This window comes from Cocleimonas flava (assembly GCF_004339015.1).
Classification (GTDB): Bacteria; Pseudomonadota; Gammaproteobacteria; order Thiotrichales; family Thiotrichaceae; genus Cocleimonas; species Cocleimonas flava.
Map to the genome: position 1 here is coordinate 1107306 of NZ_SMFQ01000003.1, position 19476 is coordinate 1126781.

The 19476-nt window shown below is 37.8% G+C and carries 12 protein-coding genes and 1 tRNA gene; 5 read left to right on the top strand and 8 right to left on the bottom strand.

From position 1 onward, the window contains the following. Positions 1-18 precede the first annotated feature (18 nt). Positions 19-366 (bottom strand): ferredoxin FdxA, encoded by a 348-nt coding sequence (gene fdxA, locus EV695_RS11020; protein WP_131905967.1) that lies wholly within the window; start codon positions 364-366, stop codon positions 19-21. Between the two features lie 134 nt (positions 367-500). Beyond that, positions 501-2282, bottom strand: coding sequence for an SLC13 family permease (locus tag EV695_RS11025; RefSeq protein ID WP_131905968.1), 1782 nt, complete (start codon positions 2280-2282; stop codon positions 501-503). A 471-nt stretch (positions 2283-2753) separates the two neighbouring features. Here EV695_RS11025 and EV695_RS11030 point away from each other — a divergent pair, with 471 nt between their 5' ends. Beyond that, positions 2754-6149 carry a vWA domain-containing protein gene (locus EV695_RS11030; RefSeq protein ID WP_131905969.1) on the top strand — a complete coding sequence of 1132 codons (3396 nt, stop codon included), beginning with the start codon at positions 2754-2756 and terminating at the stop codon, positions 6147-6149. 238 nt (positions 6150-6387) lie between these two features. Then, a tRNA-Thr gene (locus EV695_RS11035) sits at positions 6388-6463 on the top strand. Positions 6464-6740: 277 nt separating this feature from the next. On the opposite strand, the gene EV695_RS11040 is transcribed toward EV695_RS11035, so the two are convergent. Continuing rightward, positions 6741-7949, bottom strand: a complete 1209-nt coding sequence (locus EV695_RS11040) for a Fic family protein (RefSeq protein ID WP_131905970.1) — start codon at positions 7947-7949, stop codon at positions 6741-6743. 1196 nt (positions 7950-9145) lie between these two features. Between EV695_RS11040 and EV695_RS11045 the strand changes: the two genes are divergently transcribed. Then, a complete protein-coding gene (locus EV695_RS11045; protein ID WP_131905971.1) occupies positions 9146-9568 on the top strand; it encodes a PGPGW domain-containing protein in 423 nt (140 codons plus the stop codon). Positions 9569-9666: 98 nt separating this feature from the next. On the opposite strand, the gene EV695_RS11050 is transcribed toward EV695_RS11045, so the two are convergent. The 5 genes from EV695_RS11050 to EV695_RS11070 form a co-directional block, all read right to left on the bottom strand. Next, complete coding sequence (locus EV695_RS11050) at positions 9667-10089, bottom strand: hypothetical protein (protein ID WP_131905972.1); 423 nt, start codon at positions 10087-10089, stop codon at positions 9667-9669. Beyond that, complete coding sequence (locus EV695_RS11055) at positions 10076-11047, bottom strand: metallophosphoesterase (RefSeq protein WP_131905973.1); 972 nt, start codon at positions 11045-11047, stop codon at positions 10076-10078. The genes EV695_RS11050 and EV695_RS11055 overlap by 14 nt, the downstream gene beginning before the upstream one ends. A gap of 16 nt (positions 11048-11063) precedes the next feature. Next, entirely contained in the window at positions 11064-11537 is a 474-nt protein-coding gene (locus tag EV695_RS11060) for a hypothetical protein (RefSeq protein WP_131905974.1), read from the bottom strand. A 599-nt stretch (positions 11538-12136) separates the two neighbouring features. Then, entirely contained in the window at positions 12137-13879 is a 1743-nt protein-coding gene (locus EV695_RS11065) for an AlwI family type II restriction endonuclease (protein WP_131905975.1), read from the bottom strand. Positions 13880-14005: 126 nt separating this feature from the next. Continuing rightward, positions 14006-15997 (bottom strand): Dam family site-specific DNA-(adenine-N6)-methyltransferase, encoded by a 1992-nt coding sequence (locus EV695_RS11070; protein ID WP_131905976.1) that lies wholly within the window; start codon positions 15995-15997, stop codon positions 14006-14008. Between the two features lie 179 nt (positions 15998-16176). Between EV695_RS11070 and EV695_RS11075 the strand changes: the two genes are divergently transcribed. Both EV695_RS11075 and EV695_RS11080 read left to right on the top strand, forming a co-directional pair. Further along, positions 16177-17778: a hypothetical protein gene (locus EV695_RS11075; protein ID WP_131905977.1), complete on the top strand. Its 1602-nt coding sequence runs from the start codon at positions 16177-16179 to the stop codon at positions 17776-17778. Positions 17779-17786: 8 nt separating this feature from the next. Beyond that, positions 17787-19313: a DUF2357 domain-containing protein gene (locus EV695_RS11080; protein WP_131905978.1), complete on the top strand. Its 1527-nt coding sequence runs from the start codon at positions 17787-17789 to the stop codon at positions 19311-19313. Positions 19314-19476 lie beyond the last annotated feature (163 nt).

Consider the following 19476-nt stretch of genomic DNA (forward strand, 5'->3'; position numbering starts at 1 on the left):
ACGATCAATGACTTCCCCTTAATCTTCTTCCATATCCTCTAAAAATTCAGCCAAATACTGAATTTTATCGGGTACGCCTTCCCATTCTTCGGCGTCTTCAGGCGCAGGAATCATGCCTTCGATCACCGGCCATTCGGCGGATAGATCTGCGTTTATTTTTATAAATTTCAATTGATCATCGGGTAAGTCGACTTCATCAAAAATAGCATCGATCGGGCATTCGGGCACACACAAGGCACAGTCGATGCATTCCTCTGGATCTATCACCAACATTTCGGGGCCTTCGTGAAAACACTCAACCGGACAAACATCGACACAGTCAGTGTATTTGCATTTGATGCAATCTTCTGTCACTACAAACGTCATTATTCGATTCCTTCTAGATGTTTAAAGTTCTTACTTAAATGGCTTATACACCCCCCTACTTTGAGGCGTTTTTTTTAATGACAAAAGCCATGATTACCCAATAACGTATTCAGAATAACCGTTACAGCTTAAGTCTATAGCGGCCAGGCCAATAAAATCAATGGAATAGTAATGACAATAATCAGAATTTCAAGCGGCAAGCCCATGCGCCAGTAATCACCAAATTGATAGCCACCCGGCCCCATCACCAGCGTATTGGATTGATGCCCGACGGGAGTCAAAAACGCACAAGACGCCCCGACGGCGACTGCCATCAAAAACCCATCGATATTTACTCCCATGGTTTGTGCCGCGGCAACCGAAATTGGCGCCATAACCAAGGCAGTGGCGGCATTATTCACCACACTGGAAAGTAACATGGTGATGATTAAAATCAGCGTCAAAACAATGATTGGAGAATCCGTACCCACAAGATCCAGCATGGTTTCTGCAATTAGCTTGGTAGTATGGGTTGAATCCAGAGCATTGCCGACGGGAATCATCGCCGCCAATAACACCAGCACCGCCCAATCTATCTGCTCATAGACTTCACGCACGCGAACAATACCGGTTAACACGTAAACCATCACGGCAAGTATAAAAGCGATCGGTAAGGAAACCAGATTGGTCATCGCCAAAATAATCGCACCGACAAAAGTCGTCATTGCCAATACCACCTTTCGACTTCTATCCAGCTCTATCGCACGTGGCGCTAATGGCAATAAACCGATCTGGGTGAATTGTTCATCGATGGTTTCTTCGTGCCCTTGTATCAGCAACACATCTCCTGACTTGAATACCAGTTGACGGAGTCGACTCACCACGCTTTCGCCGTCTCGTGCCAAACCAACCAGCGCGATAGAACGTCCCGATAAACGTCTGAAGTAACGGATATCTCGCCCTACCAGAGGAGACCCGTGCGTAATCACCCCTTCCATAAGAATGGTTGTATGCTCGTCTGGCTCGTCGTAGATATGCGTCGCGCTATTGAGTAACTCAAAATCGTGGTTATCCAGCAGCGGCTTGATTTCTATTGGATCAGCACGGATGATAAAAATATCATCTTCGGCAATTTTATAGGTCAAATTTACATTGCGCGCATAGGTTGACGGTGTCGCCACGCCGAGGATTTCAGTTCTATCCTGCCCTTTGAACATGGGTAAATCTTTCAGTCTGGAGCCAATGTACTTGCTGTCTTTTTTTACCTGAATTTCGGTGAGATAAGAATTTATTTCAAATAGATTTATCGACGCGTTTTTAGTCATTCGACCAGAAGGAATTAAACGCCAACCAATAAATACAATAAACAACACACCTGCTATAGCAACCGGAACACCGACAGGTGAAAAATCGAACATGGCGTATTCTTCGCCTGTTACTTTTGCCCGATAAGCCGCGATAATAATATTCGGTGGCGTACCAATCAGTGTGGTCAATCCACCCAGAATACTGCCAAACGCAAGCGGCATGAGTAAACGCGCAGGTGGAATATCATATTCCTTCGCTGCCACCATCGTAATCGGTAGCATCAACGCCAGTGCCCCCACATTATTCATAAATGCAGAAAGTACCGTAACAACCGCGGTTATTGTGGCGAGTAAGGAAAAAGGAGTAAATCTGATGAGTTTCATCTTCTCGGTAATTAAGCTCACCACCCCAGCGTTCTGTAAACCTTGTGACAAAATCAGCACCGCCGCTACCGTAACCACAGCCGAATGGCCAAAGCCGGTAAATGCCTCCTCTTCAGGAATCACACCAAACAGAACTGCCACGATCAAACAGAACATGGCAACTAAATCATAACGCCAACGCCCCCAGGCAAAAAGAAGCAGTGCGACTACTAAAATGCCGCTTATTATCATTTGATCAAATGTCATAAAACTCCGTATCTTTTTTTTAGATGTATAGATTTCCCATACTAATGAGTTTAGTCATATTAATAAAAGAAGATGAAATTAATATTAATAATCAAACAGAGATTTTGCGAGCGGACTTAATACAGCGCAATATACAGGACAATAAATAGCGCTAACCGTTATGAATTTTTTATATTGGCACCCCCCTACTTTGAGGGCTTTTTTTACAGAATGACTGGCTAGATCAATAAAAACATCAATAAAGACATTAGTAAAAACATCAGTAAAAACATCAGCAAATGTAACCCCGTTCTATTGTTATTTCCCTATGATTTTTTTTCGTGATTTATTTCACAGAATCAGCAGAAAAAACATTCTATTCTGTTTAACTGGGTTGATTCCATTATCTCAGCGTTAACCCGCATGAAAATATTCCAATATTTTCTAGTGTGAGAAAGCCCCATAAACACAATATTTTGAGTGGAGACCATCATGACCGCAAACTCGTTTGCTAATTCTGCGACACCCCAATCGCCAATCTGTAAATTATTCTTCATCGTCTTTTTCAGTTTATTTAGCCTAGCGACGAGTGTTTCTGCAAATGCAGAAGATAAAGCGATCATCGTTTTTGATGCATCGGGCAGTATGTGGGGGCAATTAGATGGTAAAACAAAAATAGAGATAGCCAAGAAAACACTGTCAGATGTGGTAACAAACTGGGATGACGAAAAACAGCTGGGCTTACTTGCCTACGGACACCGCAGAAAAGGCGATTGTTCAGACATAGAAACGCTGGTTCCTGTTGGCAAAAACAATAAAGCGGCGATGATTTCTAAGGTGAACAAAATTAATCCCAAGGGAAAAACCCCGATTAGTGCCTCCATTAAAATGGCTGCTAATGAATTAAAATTCACCGAAGATGATGCCACCGTCATCCTCATCAGTGATGGCAAAGAAACCTGTAATGCCGACCCGTGTGAAACAGCGGCTGAATTGGAAAAGCTCGGGGTTAATTTTACCGCGCACGTTATTGGTTTTGGTGTCGACAAACAAACCAGCGAACAACTTCAATGTATTGCGGAAAATACCGGCGGCCTGTACTTCCCAGCGGATAGCGCAGAACAACTCAGCGTTGCCTTAAAGCAAATTGTAGTCAAAGCCAAAGTCATATCAATACGTGCGATAGATGAGAAAACCGGTGAGGTCTTCCCAAAAATAATCGACTGGAAACTCATCAATCAATACACCGAAGAAGTCATCAGTCTAGAAGGCTCAGGCGCTGGTGTAGAAATACTCTTAGCAGGCGATGAAACAGACAATAATAGTAAAAATATCGTCACGACAGAAAAATCCATCACTGCCGGAAAATGGCTAGTCAGTGGAACAAGTGGAAATTATTCAGGCGAAGCGTCCGTCAACATCGAAGATAACGATCAAAAGATCAGCATAAACTTCAATAAAAAATTACCCAAAGTTGTGATTAATGCGGCAAATGAAGCAATCACAGGCACAGAATTAGATGTTAGCTGGGAAGCACCCAAAGACTTAAAAGGCTTAATCAACCTGCAACTCAGCGAGGACGAACCGAAATACCACGCCAGCCCGTTAAAACACACAAAAGGCATTAGTGAAACCACACTACGGTTACCCTCTGTCGCTGGTGAATACGTACTGCGCTTCTATGACAACCAGGACAGAATGGTATTGGCAGAACATCCGATTACTTTAAAAGAAGCGGAGATAGTCATCAACGCGCCAGAAGAAATTGGCACCGGAACCGAGCTTGAGCTTTCGTGGATAGCACCCAAAGAAGCCAAAGCAAAAATCAATCTGGAAGCGGCGGATGACAAACCGAAATTCCACCGCAATCCGCACCTCTATGTCAAAAATAAGAAAAAAGAAGGAGTCATGCGCATGCCTGCAACCGCAGGCGATTATGTACTGCGTTGGTATAACCAAAGTGATCGAAAACTAGTCACCGAAAAACCGATCACACTTGTCGAATCCACCATTACCTTGAATGCTCCGGATCAGGCAGGAACAGGCAGCGAGTTGGAACTATCCTGGGAAGCACCTAAAACAACAGAGGCCAAAATCAATCTGGAGCTGGAAGGCGATAAACCAAGGTTCCACAGCAATCCGCATCTTTCTGTTGATGACAGGAAAAAACAAAGAATTATGCGAATGCCAGCAACCGCCGGAAATTACATACTGCGCTGGTATAACCGTAGCGATCAGAAAATCGTTCTGGAAAAACCGATTACATTAGTAGAGTCAGTGATTACCATCAATGCGCCTGATCAGGCTGAAACTGGCACCGAAATCGATCTATCGTGGGAAGCTCCGAAATCAACCCAGGCTGTTATCAATTTACAACTGGCAGATGAAAAACCCAAATACCACAGTCGTCCTTATCTTAATACCAAGGGTAAAACATCCGCCACCATGCGCATGCCGGCAATTGAAGGTGACTATGTACTGCGTTGGTATAACATTAGTGATCAAAAGATTGTCGCTGAGCACCCGATTAAATTAACAGCAGCAGCGATCACTATCACAGCACCTGATGAAGCCGGGGTTGGAACCGAAATCGATTTATCATGGGAAGCGCCAAAATCATCCAGAGCCGTTATCAATTTACGATTGGCAGATGAAAAGCCCAGCTATAACAGTCGCCCCTACCTTTATACAAAAGGTAAAACATCGGCCAGTATGCGCATGCCTTCAGAACCCGGAGAGTATGTACTGCGTTGGTATAACGAGAGTGACCAACAGATTGTCACTGAACGTCCCATTAAACTAACGCCAGTAGCAATCACCATCACAGCACCAGATGAAGCACAAGCGGGAACCGAAATCGATCTATCGTGGGAAGCGCCTAAAACATCCAAAGCAGTGATCAATTTACAACTGGCGGATGAAAAACCGAACTACAACAGTCGTCCCTATCTATATACCAAAGGGAAAACATCCGCCACAATGCGCATGCCATCTCAAGCCGGAGAGTATGTATTGCGCTGGTATAACGAGAGTGACCAACAGATTCTCGCTGAACGTCCACTCAAAGTAACACCGGTGGAAATCACCATCACAGCACCTGATGAAGCACAAGCAGGAACCGAAATCGATCTATCGTGGGTGGCGCCTAAAACATCCAAAGCAGTTATCAATTTACAACTGGCAGATGAAAAGCCCAGCTACAACAGTCGTCCCTATCTTTATACCAAAGGGAAAACATCAGCCAGTATGCGTATGCCTTCAGAAGCCGGAGAGTATGTATTGCGCTGGTATAACGAAAGTGATCAACAGATTCTCACTGAACGCCCATTAAAAGTAACACCAGTTGAAATCACCCTAAGCGCCGATGACGAAGCCATCGCAGGCACAGAAATCGAAGTAGCCTGGGATGCGCCAAAAGGTCTGGATGCTTTCATCAATGTTCAATTGGCCGATGAGAAACCAAACTACAACGCAAAAAATTACATCTATACCAAAAAGAATACTTCGGACTATCTACGACTCCCCTCAGAAGCGGGAGATTATGTATTGCGCTGGTATAACAAAAATCATAGAACCCCAATCGCAGAACGCCCGATAAAACTCATCGCGCCAGACATCACAATCAACGTACCCGATGAGATAAAGGCAGACACAGAAATAGAAATATCCTGGGAAGCACCAAAAGGATTAAATAATCCGTTTATCAATATCCAGCCAGAAGGTGAAAAGCCAAACTACAATACAAAAAAATATATCTATACCAAAAACAAGCAATCAGACTACATGAAAATGCCCGCAAAGCCTGGTGTATACGTGCTGCGCTGGTATAACCACGGCGTAACCAAACCCATCATAGAAAAGAAAATTACAGTTAATTCGAATGAATAAAAGGAAATGACGAACGGTTCAGTTTCAATTCAGCGACACCCTGTAGAATTGACCACGACTTCAGATAAACAGCCACAGACGTAATAATAATAATATGGCCGGGCTAACAATAATAATAAAGTTATGTGGGGTCAAAATACCACCCGGTTGAGGGTTTCCTCAATCGGGTATTTTTTTACAAATAAAAACAGTTTTCTTCTTGCGTAATTTCTAAAGCTTTAATAGAATGCACCGCGTCGCCGCAATAGCTCAGTTGGTAGAGCAACTGACTTGTAATCAGTAGGTCCCGAGTTCGACTCTTGGTTGCGGCACCATTTATATCAAAGGCTTGTAGCGTTATTCGTTACAGGCTTTTTTTATGCCTGTTATTTATAGCGATCTATCACTCAAGAAGCTTTACCAAACAGTAAGTTAGAAGCGATTAGCGTAGTTTTATACGCTCGCTTTGTAAACTCGTCATAACCTAATACAAAGTTATTCCAAGCTTATAATGGGGTTTGACAGCCCATCCTGTGGGTTTTCATCAAAATACTCCAACATTATCCTGGCTGACTATTTTACCTACAACATGTCAACTTTGATTTAACCCAGTTATAGCTCTGGCGTTAATTGAGGAAAATAAAATGCCTCTGCATGTTCAGGTATTTCCCAGCGTAATGGTGACTTGCTACTTGTTTCGCTTAACAAACCATCCTTTTTTAACTGGCTTAATAAACGTCTCGCACTGCGTTCTGGCATTGCACATAATTCCACTGCCTGAGCACGTTCAAGTTCACCCTGAATAAATGCAGTATGTAGCACTAAAGCAGCATTTGTTTTTAAACTCTCTGTCATGTTAGGCACGCGAAAGTCATTTCGGGCTTGAATATACGCATCAATACGCTTACGCAAAAGACTAAGATCAAGTAAGTGACTAATATATGAAACCTGATCAATCGCTGTGGCCAGCATGTAATCACAAAAACCAAGCAAGCCTTTTTCAGTCAAGACACCACGACCATCAAGATCACCCTGACGAGGTGCATCAGCAGTTGCCAGCAAGGCTTTATAATTAACTGAACTCTTAGCCAAACCTCTGCTCAAAAACCATGCACCATAACTATCTAAACCTACCGCTTTTAATACAGCATCGGTTAACAATCTCCCTACACGCCCATTACCATCTATGAAAGGATGAATCCAAGTAAAGCGGTGATGCGCAGCCATTACAGCAATCAACTTACGATCACCCTGGTATTTTTTGGAGTGGTAGATATCACAAAAACCCTCCATTAAATCATTAACATCTTCATGGTCTGGGGCAATATGTCGACCTACATCTACTTTGCATGTTCGCCATTCACCAGGTACTACCTTATCAACAACATCCCCCTTCTCATTTTTAATCAACCATAAGCTTTCGGGTATTTGTTGATAAAAGCGCATGTGTAATTCTTTGATAAACGCCGTACTGTAAATTGTATCTACATCAGGGCTTTTCTCACGTAACCATTGTTGTACCGAAATATGGGCTAATGACTCCTTCTGTAAATCACGTTTTATCGGATCATCACTATATTCTTCTCGTTGTGCCGCCCTAATTTCATGAGGCCGAGTAGCATTACCCTCAATCAAGTTAGAATAAAACGAGTTAATCACTGACATATATTGCGATAACGTAGCAAGAGTAATTGGGGATATTTGCCCCATCAATCCCGCAGACAGTTTATTTAACTCTACAGCCTGATCAGGCAGTGATGATTTACCTAGTGCGTTATCACTAGGTAAATAGGGCGTTAACGCTGAAATAGATGTACTCATAGTTTATATTTCACTCTTTTAAATCAACTCTGGCTTTTTATTACTATGCACCATAAAAATGGCCGGATTATTGGCCACTATAAATATAACATAAGTAGCTGTTTTATAAAACAATACAAATATATTATTAAGAATAATAAGATAGTTTTGGCCGTTTCATTGGCCAGATAGAATACAGTGTAAGCGCTACTGATTAGAACTATTAGCGTAATTCTATAAGTTTGCTTTCATCTCGTTTTAATCTTATCAAAAGCCACCCCCCTACTTTGAAGCCATTTTTTATTAAGACTTATTTAAACAAATGAATACATCTCTTTGGGGATTCTTTTCTATCAAAATGATTTTTAGAGAGTAAATCGAAGCCCGATATAAAAATCTGCCTCTCATTGCGCATTTAAAAAACAACTCATACAAAATACATCATGAGTATTCAGAAACTTCTCTTCAATCGTAAAATAAAAAACTTGATTATTTTTTTACGTCAACTTGTCCACAATATCTGTGGATAAGTCTGTGTATATCACTGTGCATTATGTCGTCAAGCCTTGCTACACACAGGCGCTTTACTAATTGCTTAATTTTTAACCACTTACTATTAATCTATAATATTCAATAACTTACAGAGACTTATTAAGCAAGAAAAGCAAAAATAGAGCGGATGTTACATTTTTATGACATTTTAATGCTTGCTTTTTTACTTGTGTATAAATCGGAAAAAATACAAATTTAAACTGCGATTTCGCTAAGTCATTGTTAAGTTTAGATTAAGGCAGTTTGGTGCAGAGAAAATTGAAATAGTTATCAATGATTTATCGAAATAGAAATCATTTTAATCAGAGATGTTTACAAAGCACAGATTATAATTATCGATGAGAAAATATATCTGCTGAACGTGGAATTTGAATTTATCTAGAGTGCGACCGTTTTTACACATATTTTTAAAACTCTATTTATAAGCAACTTTATAAACTGAGTTATAAACTGAGTAATAAATAGAAAGACGCTGAACTCTTTGATTTATTATCGATCAGATAATGGGCATCTTATTTTTCAGGTTGTTAGTGGTGCTGGCCTTTTTATATCCAACTCTTTATACATTGATGATTCTTTATACGTTGGTGCACCTTCAAACGTTAATGACACTTTTAATAGTTGATGACTCCTTACAAAAACAACCATAAAATAGATTCCACATAATGCAGAACTTAATCGATAAACTCCCCTTTAACCCTGAATGGTTAATAGCACTTGCTGTTGCCTCTCTGGTGTTATTCTTACTATCCCTGATTTTTATTCCATGGTTAATCACACGCTTACCCAGCGATTACTTTACCGATGAAACACGTCATATTTCGAAAACCCGAGACACACACCCATTAATTTATTATTCGATACGACTTACGAAAAACATACTCGGAGGGTTCTTAATCATTGCAGGCATATTTATGCTAATGCTTCCAGGACAGGGAATTTTAACTATTTTAGTCGGCGTCGTATTCGCTGACTTCCCGGGGAAATTTAGATTATTACGCAAAATCGCACAACAGCCCCCCGTTTTCAAAACGATGAACTGGATACGTCAAAAAACGAATAAAGAACCACTGCAAGAACCAATCTAGAAAAAAAGTAGGCATGGCTTTAATGTAATGTCACCCCCCTACTTTGGGGCGGTTTTTTTATATGCCCTTCTGGCCAGTACAGCTAAATAACGAAATTGTTATTTCAAGTGCTTGCCCAAACATAGATCCTCAACCGTATAGTCACGGATAGTGCGATCATAAGTTGCAATGACAACATTCATATATTGGCCTACAACTTTGATAGCTTTTGCCGTTTCGGCCCATTTCACGAGCAATCTTTTAGTGTCTTCACACCAATCTTTAGCGCTGATAGACCAGTATTTATTTGGATAAAGCCTTACGCGAATAAAACCTTTATCCAACAACTGAAAGATGATCTCTTCTCTGGCTTTTTTCTCAGTCCATAACTTCTCATTATGCTTTTGGTAACAGTCTTCAATCTCTTTACGACTTAAACCAAAATCCTCAGGGTTTTTAGTCACCAGCGATATATGGGATTCTGTTCCAAGTTCTCTAATTTCACCATTAGGAAACAGCCAATAAGCATTACTGTAAGTCATTACTGTTTTCAACACAGTCAACCTGCACAAACTGACTATTCGATAGACTTGTATCACCCGCATTCCAGCGATAACACACTAATTTCTCTTTATTAGCGACACTGTAGTCGAGACAAGCAACATTACTTTTAAGTTTTTCAGGTTCACCAGTAAACCAATAATGCCCCACAAAAACAGGCTTATTAGTTGCTACATACTCAGGATCAATAGTGGCTTCAGGCAAGACTATGTCAGGGATATTATGTAACTGATTTTTAGGAACTTGCGAATAATCACGATAGGTTTTAGCACCTTCTTTCCACCACTTGATTCTCGTCCTTGTTCGTACTTTCCCACGTTTATCCGAGAATTGAAAACCATCTGGCAGAGATATTTCTATACCTTTAAGAAGTATTTCGATAGCATCATATTCAGCGCTATCCTTTTCACTGGCTTTAATGAACAGATCATTTGATAAGGTATTGTCTGGATTAAGGTGAGGCTTAATCTCCTCTAGTGTATCTTCATGCCAACATGCATGAATAGCACGAAAACCATCCAGCTCAAGGTAGATCGGCAGTGTTTTAAACCAGTTAATAACCTCAGTAGTTGTTTCCTCTCCTAATGGATACTCAGCCAAAAACGCCTCATGCTCATTGGTTCTATCATAATTATGCTCTCGCAATGGTTCACCTGTTTCCGGATGATTCGTGTGATAACAAATCGCATTAAACTCATGGTTTCCCATAACTGCGAAAGCGTGACCGTTATCAACCATAGGTTTTACAGTATTTATCACCAATGCCTCTTCCGTACCGCGGTCTATAAAATCACCAAGGAATACAACTTTTCTTTCTTGATGAAAGAAAACACCCTGTTCATCCCTTTCATACCCCAAGTCTGTAAGTAGCTGAATCAGCGTACTTGCATGGCCATGAATATCGCCAATAATGTCGTAATTTTCGTTTGTATTATTCATTGTTTAGATCCTTTTATTATTGATTACTTGGGAATACTTTAAATTTTTTACACGCTTTATTGATACAGCCTGGATCAAATGGAAAAACAGGGATATGAGAACTGCAACCTGATGAACAAATAACATCTGACCCCATCGGATAATTAATGGGTGAACCACATTTACTGCACTTTCTTTCTCCACAGACCTGACAAAACCACGGTTGATTACCATCTAAATAATCAGCTTTCGCTCTTTCAATCGCCTCATCCGTCCACTTGTTCTTCTCTCCCCAGAGCTCCAAATAAATGTTTTCATTTTCAAAAAGCTTAAAATATCTTTTTGGATTATGTTTAGTAAAGCGACTGTTAGCTTTATCAGTTTTAGATGATAAAGCAACACCCCTAAATTTCTGAGAAATTAAACGACCACCACCAATGTCATCAAGGGGTTTGTCGCATATTGCGCAGTTTTCAGCAGGGAGTTTTTTTTGTAACAAGAAAGTAGACATTTTTATCTCCAGCCCCAAAAAGAAAAAATGTTAGCAAGAACATCTGGGGGCAATGAAGATGGTCACGCTTTACCAGAATTGTTTTAAATCGCGCTGGAAGTTGTTTCATTAAACCCACGATTAGTTAAATCTTATACTAGATATAAATTGAAATCTCAAAATTTAGATAAACAGTAAATACTTAATTAAATTAACTACCTTACGTTTCTATTTTCTTATTATTATTTCTATGAAAACTAGTTACCCTGCCCCCGCTCTACTTTTAAGCGATTTTCATATTTCCTACATTTCATTTTAATGAACGTCACGGCTATCTTAAGTTACAAAAAGAGGCGGTTGCTCATGGTTTAACAATTGAGAATGCATACAAGGTCGGTATAACGAGAGACCTAACTTCTTCAATTAGCAAATATAGTCCTGTAAAAATATTTGGTATCAACTTTGATTCGAACAGAAAAGTAGCATTCTTATATGGGATTGGTTACTTTGTAGAAAAATGCCATATGTCTTATTTTTAATATATAAAATTTATAAGCATTATTTATTGTTAAACGGTTCTTATTGTGAAGAAAATTTCATCTGCCTTCTGAAATTCATCTTTATAACATTTTATTATTTGATGCATGTTGGACGATAGAGCTAATTGAATCTTTCCACTGTGGCGCATCTTGATTAGCTTTAGCGCGACATTCAATTAATATCTGACGCAATATATTAGGCATTTCACTCATTCTATCGCGCCCAGAAACTAATAAATCTTTGAAATCAGAGAGTGTAAGCGGAATAATATCGAGTGATAATTTAGTATCATCAGGCAAGTACCAGTCACCAGAACGAAATGTGTGTGCTGTATTACTATCAATTTGAACAGCTATAAATAGACCATAAACGGGCTTATTGGTTGACTCCAAAAATTGCGCAACATGACGGCGTACTGGTTCACCTTCTGCAGCTTCTTGCCTTGATGATGATGTCAGAGTAACTTCGGCAACTATAATTACCTCCTCAAATTCAAAAATCATATCTGCACCTCCGCCAGGTGCATGATGGACAGGTAAAAAATCTTGATCTATTTGAAAACGTCGAGCTTCCCATGGTGTATTAGATAAAGAATTTATTGCTAAAAAAGCCCTCCATACAGCCCATTCAAGATATGCGGGTGCTTCTCCTTGTGGAACAGAAACAGTCTCCCCATTAGGTAATTTTGCGGAACCTCGTTTTGGTATCGCTTCTAACCATGCAATTATTTCATCGAGTTGTTCTGATTGATCATTGGCATATTCTTGTTCTTCAAGCTGTAATACATATACTTCAAAGGTGTGCCTTATGTTTTCAAGGTCAGGAAGTGGAGTGGTCGTTGATGGAATATCTACGAGAATTCCCCTTTTTCTGAGTCGCCCAGCAAGATCAGTTATAACGGAATAAGATGCGGCAGCATTATCCGTTGGTAATTTTGAACCTCTCCATAAAGTAGATAAGTAATCCTCACTTGAGAGCTTTGGGTGTTCCTCTTCTCTCAATAACTCCGCGAGTGCAGCACGAGAAGGAGAAAGGGCTATACCGCGCCCTGCATTCCGGAATATTCCTGTGGATTTTAAATAACGAAATGAAAGATCCGTATAGTCATTAAGTGTTGCTGCTTTTCTATCTATTCGTGCTGCTACTTTGTTATAAATAACTCTATCATAAGCTCTTACTTTACCTTTTGCTTGTTCTCTCCCTTCACGAAACTGGATAATACTTTGAACTATTAAATCTAATCCATCTGCAGGTGTTGAGGTTTGTACGAAAAGTGCAAATTCCTGAAAAGTAAGTATTTCTCTCTGACCGTTGTTAGCAAGATCGCGCATGATACAAAGCACAAAATGTAAAGGAGAAAAGGCTTCGCATTTATAATTTCCTTCCATAATAGAAGGAATTGTATAGATTGCTAATGACCTCAAAAAACATTCTTGTTGAGCGGTGATGATCTCAGCTTTAGCCAAACGATAGCCGTTAGGCGTAATTTCATATGATCGCCCTGATAACTCTTCAATATGTTGTATCGAAGGTAAAAGAGCAGGATCAATCATACCGTTTTCAGTTCCACGAGTTAGTTGTGGAGTAATGAATCCTAATTGTGATAAAGCTACTCGCCATTTACGGCCAAGGTCAGAAGCATCTTCTCCTGCTTGAACACGTGGCGCATCGAGTACGCCCTCGTTATGTAACAAAGCAGCAAAAGCATTCTCTTGTTCTTTGCCTGATAAATTCCCATTTAAAGGAGAATTTTCTAAGGCAAGAAGAGCATCATGTAAACGATATGGTGTTCTAACAGTTGTATTTGCAATATGCCAAAGCATTTTTTAGAACCCCTCAAAAAGATATTCTTGTACTTTGTTACGAACACCATGCTTTAGATTAGCAAAACTATATCTGTAGTCAATATCGATTACTTCCACATGCTTTTTGTACTTAGACATTATTACCTACTCAGCATAAAATAAGTATTCTTGTGCATTAGAGTTTCCCTTACCCACATTCGTACCTTGGTTGCCAAACGAATATGTGTAATCAATTTCCATTAATGAAACCTGTTTTCCAATTTGTTCCATCATAGAAAATAGCTCATCTTTATCCGGGAGACTATTTGACGAATAGGACACCAAAAATTTTGAATCTTTATATTTATCAAATATAAATTTAAAAGCCTCATAAGTCCCATCTTTGGTATGAAATGGGCTGTAGTATTTCTTGAATTTCTTCGTCTTAGTATTTTCCTGTATATCAATTCCCTCCCAATTCTTACACAAACCCTCGATGAAATGATATCTTCTAACATAATCATTATCAGAGAACTTAGAGAAGTATGGAGGATCTAAATAAACCAAGTCAGGTGATGGTATTTCTAAATCCATTATTGATTTATTATAGGAAATATTTTTTTTCTTATTATCAAAAACTGCCTTATTGAACTCGTTAATTGAAAATATAAAATGCTCTCTTAAAGAAAAAGATAAATCCTTTCTACCATCATCATATTTAAAACCAACATAGGTAAAAATACCTCTGGGTCTTCTTTTAAGGCAAGCTCTAGCTATAGCAGACAATGCAATTGCCTTCTTATATTTACATGAAACCTCAGCAATATTTGCGAGTGTATTATCCAAAAATTCATTATCTTTATCAGAGAAATACAAATCTTTAAAAGTGGTTTGGATGAATTTTTTAGATCGCCTATTTCGACTTAATAAGGCTGATATATCATCGGCATCTAATATTATTGAATTATTCTCAACTAAAGCTGTAGTGACAGATGATGAATAAGTAAGAAAATCGTTTGAAGTTACTTTATAGCCTAATTGCTTCAAATGATAACTGACAACTCCACTCCCACTAAAAGCATCAAGAACAGTCTTTGATTTATCTTCTTTTAATACTTCTGTAATATAAGGAAGCAATCTACTCTTACTTCCCATATATCTCGTTGATGGGAAAGATATCTCCGTTTCTCTTTTAGGTAAAATTAAAAGCTCTTCAACTTTTCCTCTTTTCTTAGGATCCTTATTTATAAACCTATTAGCTAAAACCTTTTCCTGTTTAAAATCAGAATAAAGCCTTTCTGTGAGTTCAGCAGATGAATTAGAAAGAATTGCATGCACCCCTTCATCAACCATATCCTTATATATTCTTGCTAAATCAATATGATTACCTACTCGGAACTTATCAGCTGTATACCTATCAAAATCAGAATATTCAGATAGAGGAATATACGGGGGATCAATATATACAAAGCTATTTTTAGATACATGCTTCTTTATAAATTCCGCATAATCCATTGAGAACAACTCTACACCCTGAAGTGCCTCACTGCAGGCATATATATTCTCTTCATCTACAATCCCAGGATTTTTATAGCTACCAATAGGGACATTGAATCCCCCTTTTTTATTAACTCTATAAAGGCCATTGAAACAAGTTTTATTCAAATAAATAAATCGAGCTGCTTTTTCAACATCACTTAAATTATCAGAATCGATAGACCTTATTGAGTAGTAGTATTCTTTATTATGATTGAGTTTGTGTTCTAACAAATTTACTAATAATAATTTAGGCTCATCACGAACAGTCTTGTATGTATTAATTAGATCCAGGTTAGAATCATTCAATTTAGCCTTAGTTGGTCGTAACGCAAAAAACAATGCTGCACCACCTAAAAAGGGTTCAATATAATCACCATATGTTTCAGGGACTTTTGTCATTAAATCGGGGAGAAGTTGTGTTTTTCCTCCTGCCCACTTTATGAAAGGTTTTGCTTTATTAGAGGGTATGTGACGTTGTATGTCCTTGTAGTTATAATAGCGATAACCGTTGGCTCCTCTGTGTGCTACTAACTGTTTACTATTATCCCATCGTCTTAATGTTTCAGTACACACACCAATTATTTTTGCTGCGACATCCAACCGAACTAAATCATCCATGAGTAACCTATTATTATGAACCGAAACTGATAGGAAACATTATACACAGTTACGACATAATGATGGGATATTATAGGTTTTTTGAATAAAGTTATTCTAATGCTCATCGATATTATCCATTTTGTTTATGGTATAAATGAAAGTAAGAAATGTAATGTATCAGTGGAGAATCAAACACAGTGCCAATTGAAGATTTTTTTAATAATTATAGCGATAAAGGATACGTTTTTTCTGATGAGATTTTATCTCGATATGCCTTATCTTTAGCAAGTAAACCATTTGTTATTTTATCTGGTATTTCAGGGACAGGAAAAACCAAAATAGCGCAATTATTTGATATTCCAAATAACCCTGTGCCTGCGCAACCTGAGGAAATACCTGACATTGCAGTTAATAATGGCTATATCCTCTTAACAGTCACAGATGGTTTGGCTAATGGAGATGGTAGGGCTAATTTGAAATTCAACCAACTATCCTCAGTACTTGAAGATGATGACATGCAAATGATTAATCAAGCAATTCAAGAAAAAAAGACTGCCAATGACGGTGGTAATATCTGCGATCCGATAAATTTAAAAATAATCTCACATGATAATCAAGAATTAGATATGGGGCTTTATCTTCAAAGAGCAAACAGTCCTTTAGTACGCATAAGAGCTAAGTCAAAAAGAGGTGAGATAAACGAATATGACAGTAGAGGGTATTTTGCTGCAAACTTCAACATAGGCGATGTAATTAAGTTAGAAAAAGTTGAGCATCACGTGCTTAAAATTACTTCTGTAAATGATGAAAATATCATTCAAGAAAATCAAGTAAATGAAAGAGAAGTAATTAATAACATAAATACAAAATGCTTTATATCGGTAAAAAGCAACTGGACAGACTCATCTGAGTTATTTGGTTACTTCAATCCCTTAACTCAAAAATACAACATAACGAAGCTATTAAAGTTTATGCTGCTTGCCGCTGACCATCCTGAAACCCCATTTTTTGTCATTCTAGATGAAATGAATTTATCTAAAGTTGAACATTACTTTAGTGATTTTTTAAGCTGCCTTGAAAGTAGAGATAAACAACTTGATGGGACTGTAACTCAAGAAGGTATTAACTTATATGCAGGTCATGATTTTATACCAACTGACGATCAAGAATATGATGAGATATCATCGACTATAAATATTCCCCTAAACCTCTATGTTACGGGTACTGTTAATATAGATGACACTACATATATGTTTAGCCCCAAAGTACTTGACCGTGCAAATGTATTAGAAATAAATGAAGTCTATTTTGGTGATGAACCAATTGAAGGAGGCTTAAAACTAACAAGTATTCCTGATTACTCTAAATATACTAAGTCCGAACTAATTATGTCAGCCGAACTTGAAGCTGACACACTAGCATTGATCAAAAAGACTCTTGGAATACTTAAAGAGTTCAATATGCATTTTGGATACAGAACTATTGCTGAAGTCTCTCACTTTATTATTAATTCTAAAAGTCATGCTACTTGTGCGGGCAATATTGAAACTGTTGCTTTAGATATACAAATTGTCCAAAAAATACTACCAAAATTCCATGGAAACTATGAAAAACTTAACAAACCCATCCTTAAGCTAATTCATGCTCTGTCTGGTAGTGATGTTGATGAAAATGATTTTGATCTCGGTTCTATTGAAAACATTATCGTAGACGATACTGATTTTCCAAGGAGTTTAACAAGACTTATCCGTATGTATAACAATTTAACCACTCAAGGCTTTGCAAATTTCATTGAATAAATATATTTATGTTTAAATTATATACAGATATAAAAACACATGAGGAAGTTACTGATTATGGACTTATTGAGAATAGATCATATTTTATCGAGTTAGAATCACCTGAAGAAATTGAAGTTATCAGCTTCCTAACAAACTCAAAGATAAGTCAGCACTTGAACTGGATAAGAGGCAATAAAACAGCCGAATTAAAAATTCAAAATTATATTGGTCAAATTAGACTTTTTGACAAAGAGTATGATGTAAGGTCAAATAAATTTAGCCCAGAATTGTCAGGAAAGGAACAATTAGAATTAGTCATTTCCGACTTGAATTTAATTTCAAAAAAAATATCTTTTTCATATTCATCAACAGCTTATGCTGCAAGAACTACTGATTGGTTAGAAATAGAAAAAGATAGCATCAACAAATTAATTTTTTTACATCAGGTTTTTTTTAGCGCCCCAAAAGAAAAATGTATAAAAACCCATTTCCAGAAAATTAAACAAAATCCATCTTTGAAAGCAGCATCAAAAACCAAAACAGATTTCATTTGGAATGTGCGAAGTGTTACGCCTTCAATATTACAAACTCTAAATAAAAAAGGAATGTTGACTAATGATCCAAATAACGTTGTAAATACTAGTGGTAATCCAAGAATAGAACTACCCATCAACTATCTAAGCTACAACTCTCTAGAAAATAGGTTTATTAAATTCTTTTTCCAATATACAGAGCAGATATCACTCAAAATAATTACCTCGAAATCTTCTCTCTCAAATGAAATTAAAGAAAAGGCTAATGAACTACTAAAGCAAGCCAGAATTTATTTGAACGATGCTTTTTTTGCAGATGTTACTACTTTAAAAACACTGAGTACTAACTCTACTGTACTCTCAAGCCGAGATGGTTATAGAGATATTTTCTCTACCTATATAATGTCTTTGTTTTCAATTAAGCATATTTATCAAGATTATTCTGATGGGCTAAGTGTAGATTTAAAGAAGATATCAACACTTTATGAAATTTGGTGTTTTTACTTAATTTCATATCATATTCTTGGTGAAGCAATTACTGTTACAAGAAGTCAAAGCATCATTAAAAATGGAGAGATAAAAAATTCAACTATATTCAAAAATGATGAATATGAAGTTGCTTATAATAAAACCTTTTCTAATACCAACACTGGAAGCTACTCAACCACACTCAGACCAGACATTAGTGTTACAAATATTGAAACGGGTAAAATTACACACTTCGATGCCAAATATCGAACTGAATCATTTATAAACTCAGATAATGATCTAATTAAAAATTTCAAAAATGATGATATATATAAAATGCATACGTATTTAGATGCGATATATAACAGTGTTTCTTCAATAGTCATGTACCCAGGCAACACTTTTTGTTTTTTCGAGAAGGCAGAACCTTCAAGAGAAATTAGAGACTTAGTGCAAGAATTTACTTTAAATGGGGTGGGTGCTATCCCTGCAGTGCCAGGTGAAAGCAATGAAATACTATCTGGTTTTCTGAAGCGCTTTTTTACTTACTGAAATAAACCTCTTTTTAAGACACTACTTTTATAAGATTATTAAATATCGAAAAGCCCCGACATCAGTCGGGGCTTACTATTAGACCTTACACTTCATTTACTAAATATTTGTAGGCCGTAATTTCTTGGCTTAAGATATATATTTTAGTGCTTAGTTCAGAACA

Bases quoted from the DNA above. Each gene is read 5' to 3' on its own strand.
- EV695_RS11055 (WP_131905973.1), bottom strand. From the start codon at position 11,047: ATGAATAATACAAACGAAAATTACGACATTATTGGCGATATTCATGGC.
- EV695_RS11040 (WP_131905970.1), bottom strand. From the start codon at position 7,949: ATGAGTACATCTATTTCAGCGTTAACGCCCTATTTACCTAGTGATAAC.
- EV695_RS11070 (WP_131905976.1), bottom strand. From the start codon at position 15,997: ATGGATGATTTAGTTCGGTTGGATGTCGCAGCAAAAATAATTGGTGTG.
- EV695_RS11060 (WP_131905974.1), bottom strand. From the start codon at position 11,537: ATGTCTACTTTCTTGTTACAAAAAAAACTCCCTGCTGAAAACTGCGCA.
- fdxA (WP_131905967.1), bottom strand. From the start codon at position 366: ATGACGTTTGTAGTGACAGAAGATTGCATCAAATGCAAATACACTGAC.
- EV695_RS11030 (WP_131905969.1), top strand. From the start codon at position 2,754: ATGACCGCAAACTCGTTTGCTAATTCTGCGACACCCCAATCGCCAATC.
- EV695_RS11065 (WP_131905975.1), bottom strand. From the start codon at position 13,879: ATGCTTTGGCATATTGCAAATACAACTGTTAGAACACCATATCGTTTA.
- EV695_RS11050 (WP_131905972.1), bottom strand. From the start codon at position 10,089: ATGACTTACAGTAATGCTTATTGGCTGTTTCCTAATGGTGAAATTAGA.
- EV695_RS11080 (WP_131905978.1), top strand. From the start codon at position 17,787: ATGTTTAAATTATATACAGATATAAAAACACATGAGGAAGTTACTGAT.
- EV695_RS11025 (WP_131905968.1), bottom strand. From the start codon at position 2,282: ATGACATTTGATCAAATGATAATAAGCGGCATTTTAGTAGTCGCACTG.
- EV695_RS11045 (WP_131905971.1), top strand. From the start codon at position 9,146: ATGCAGAACTTAATCGATAAACTCCCCTTTAACCCTGAATGGTTAATA.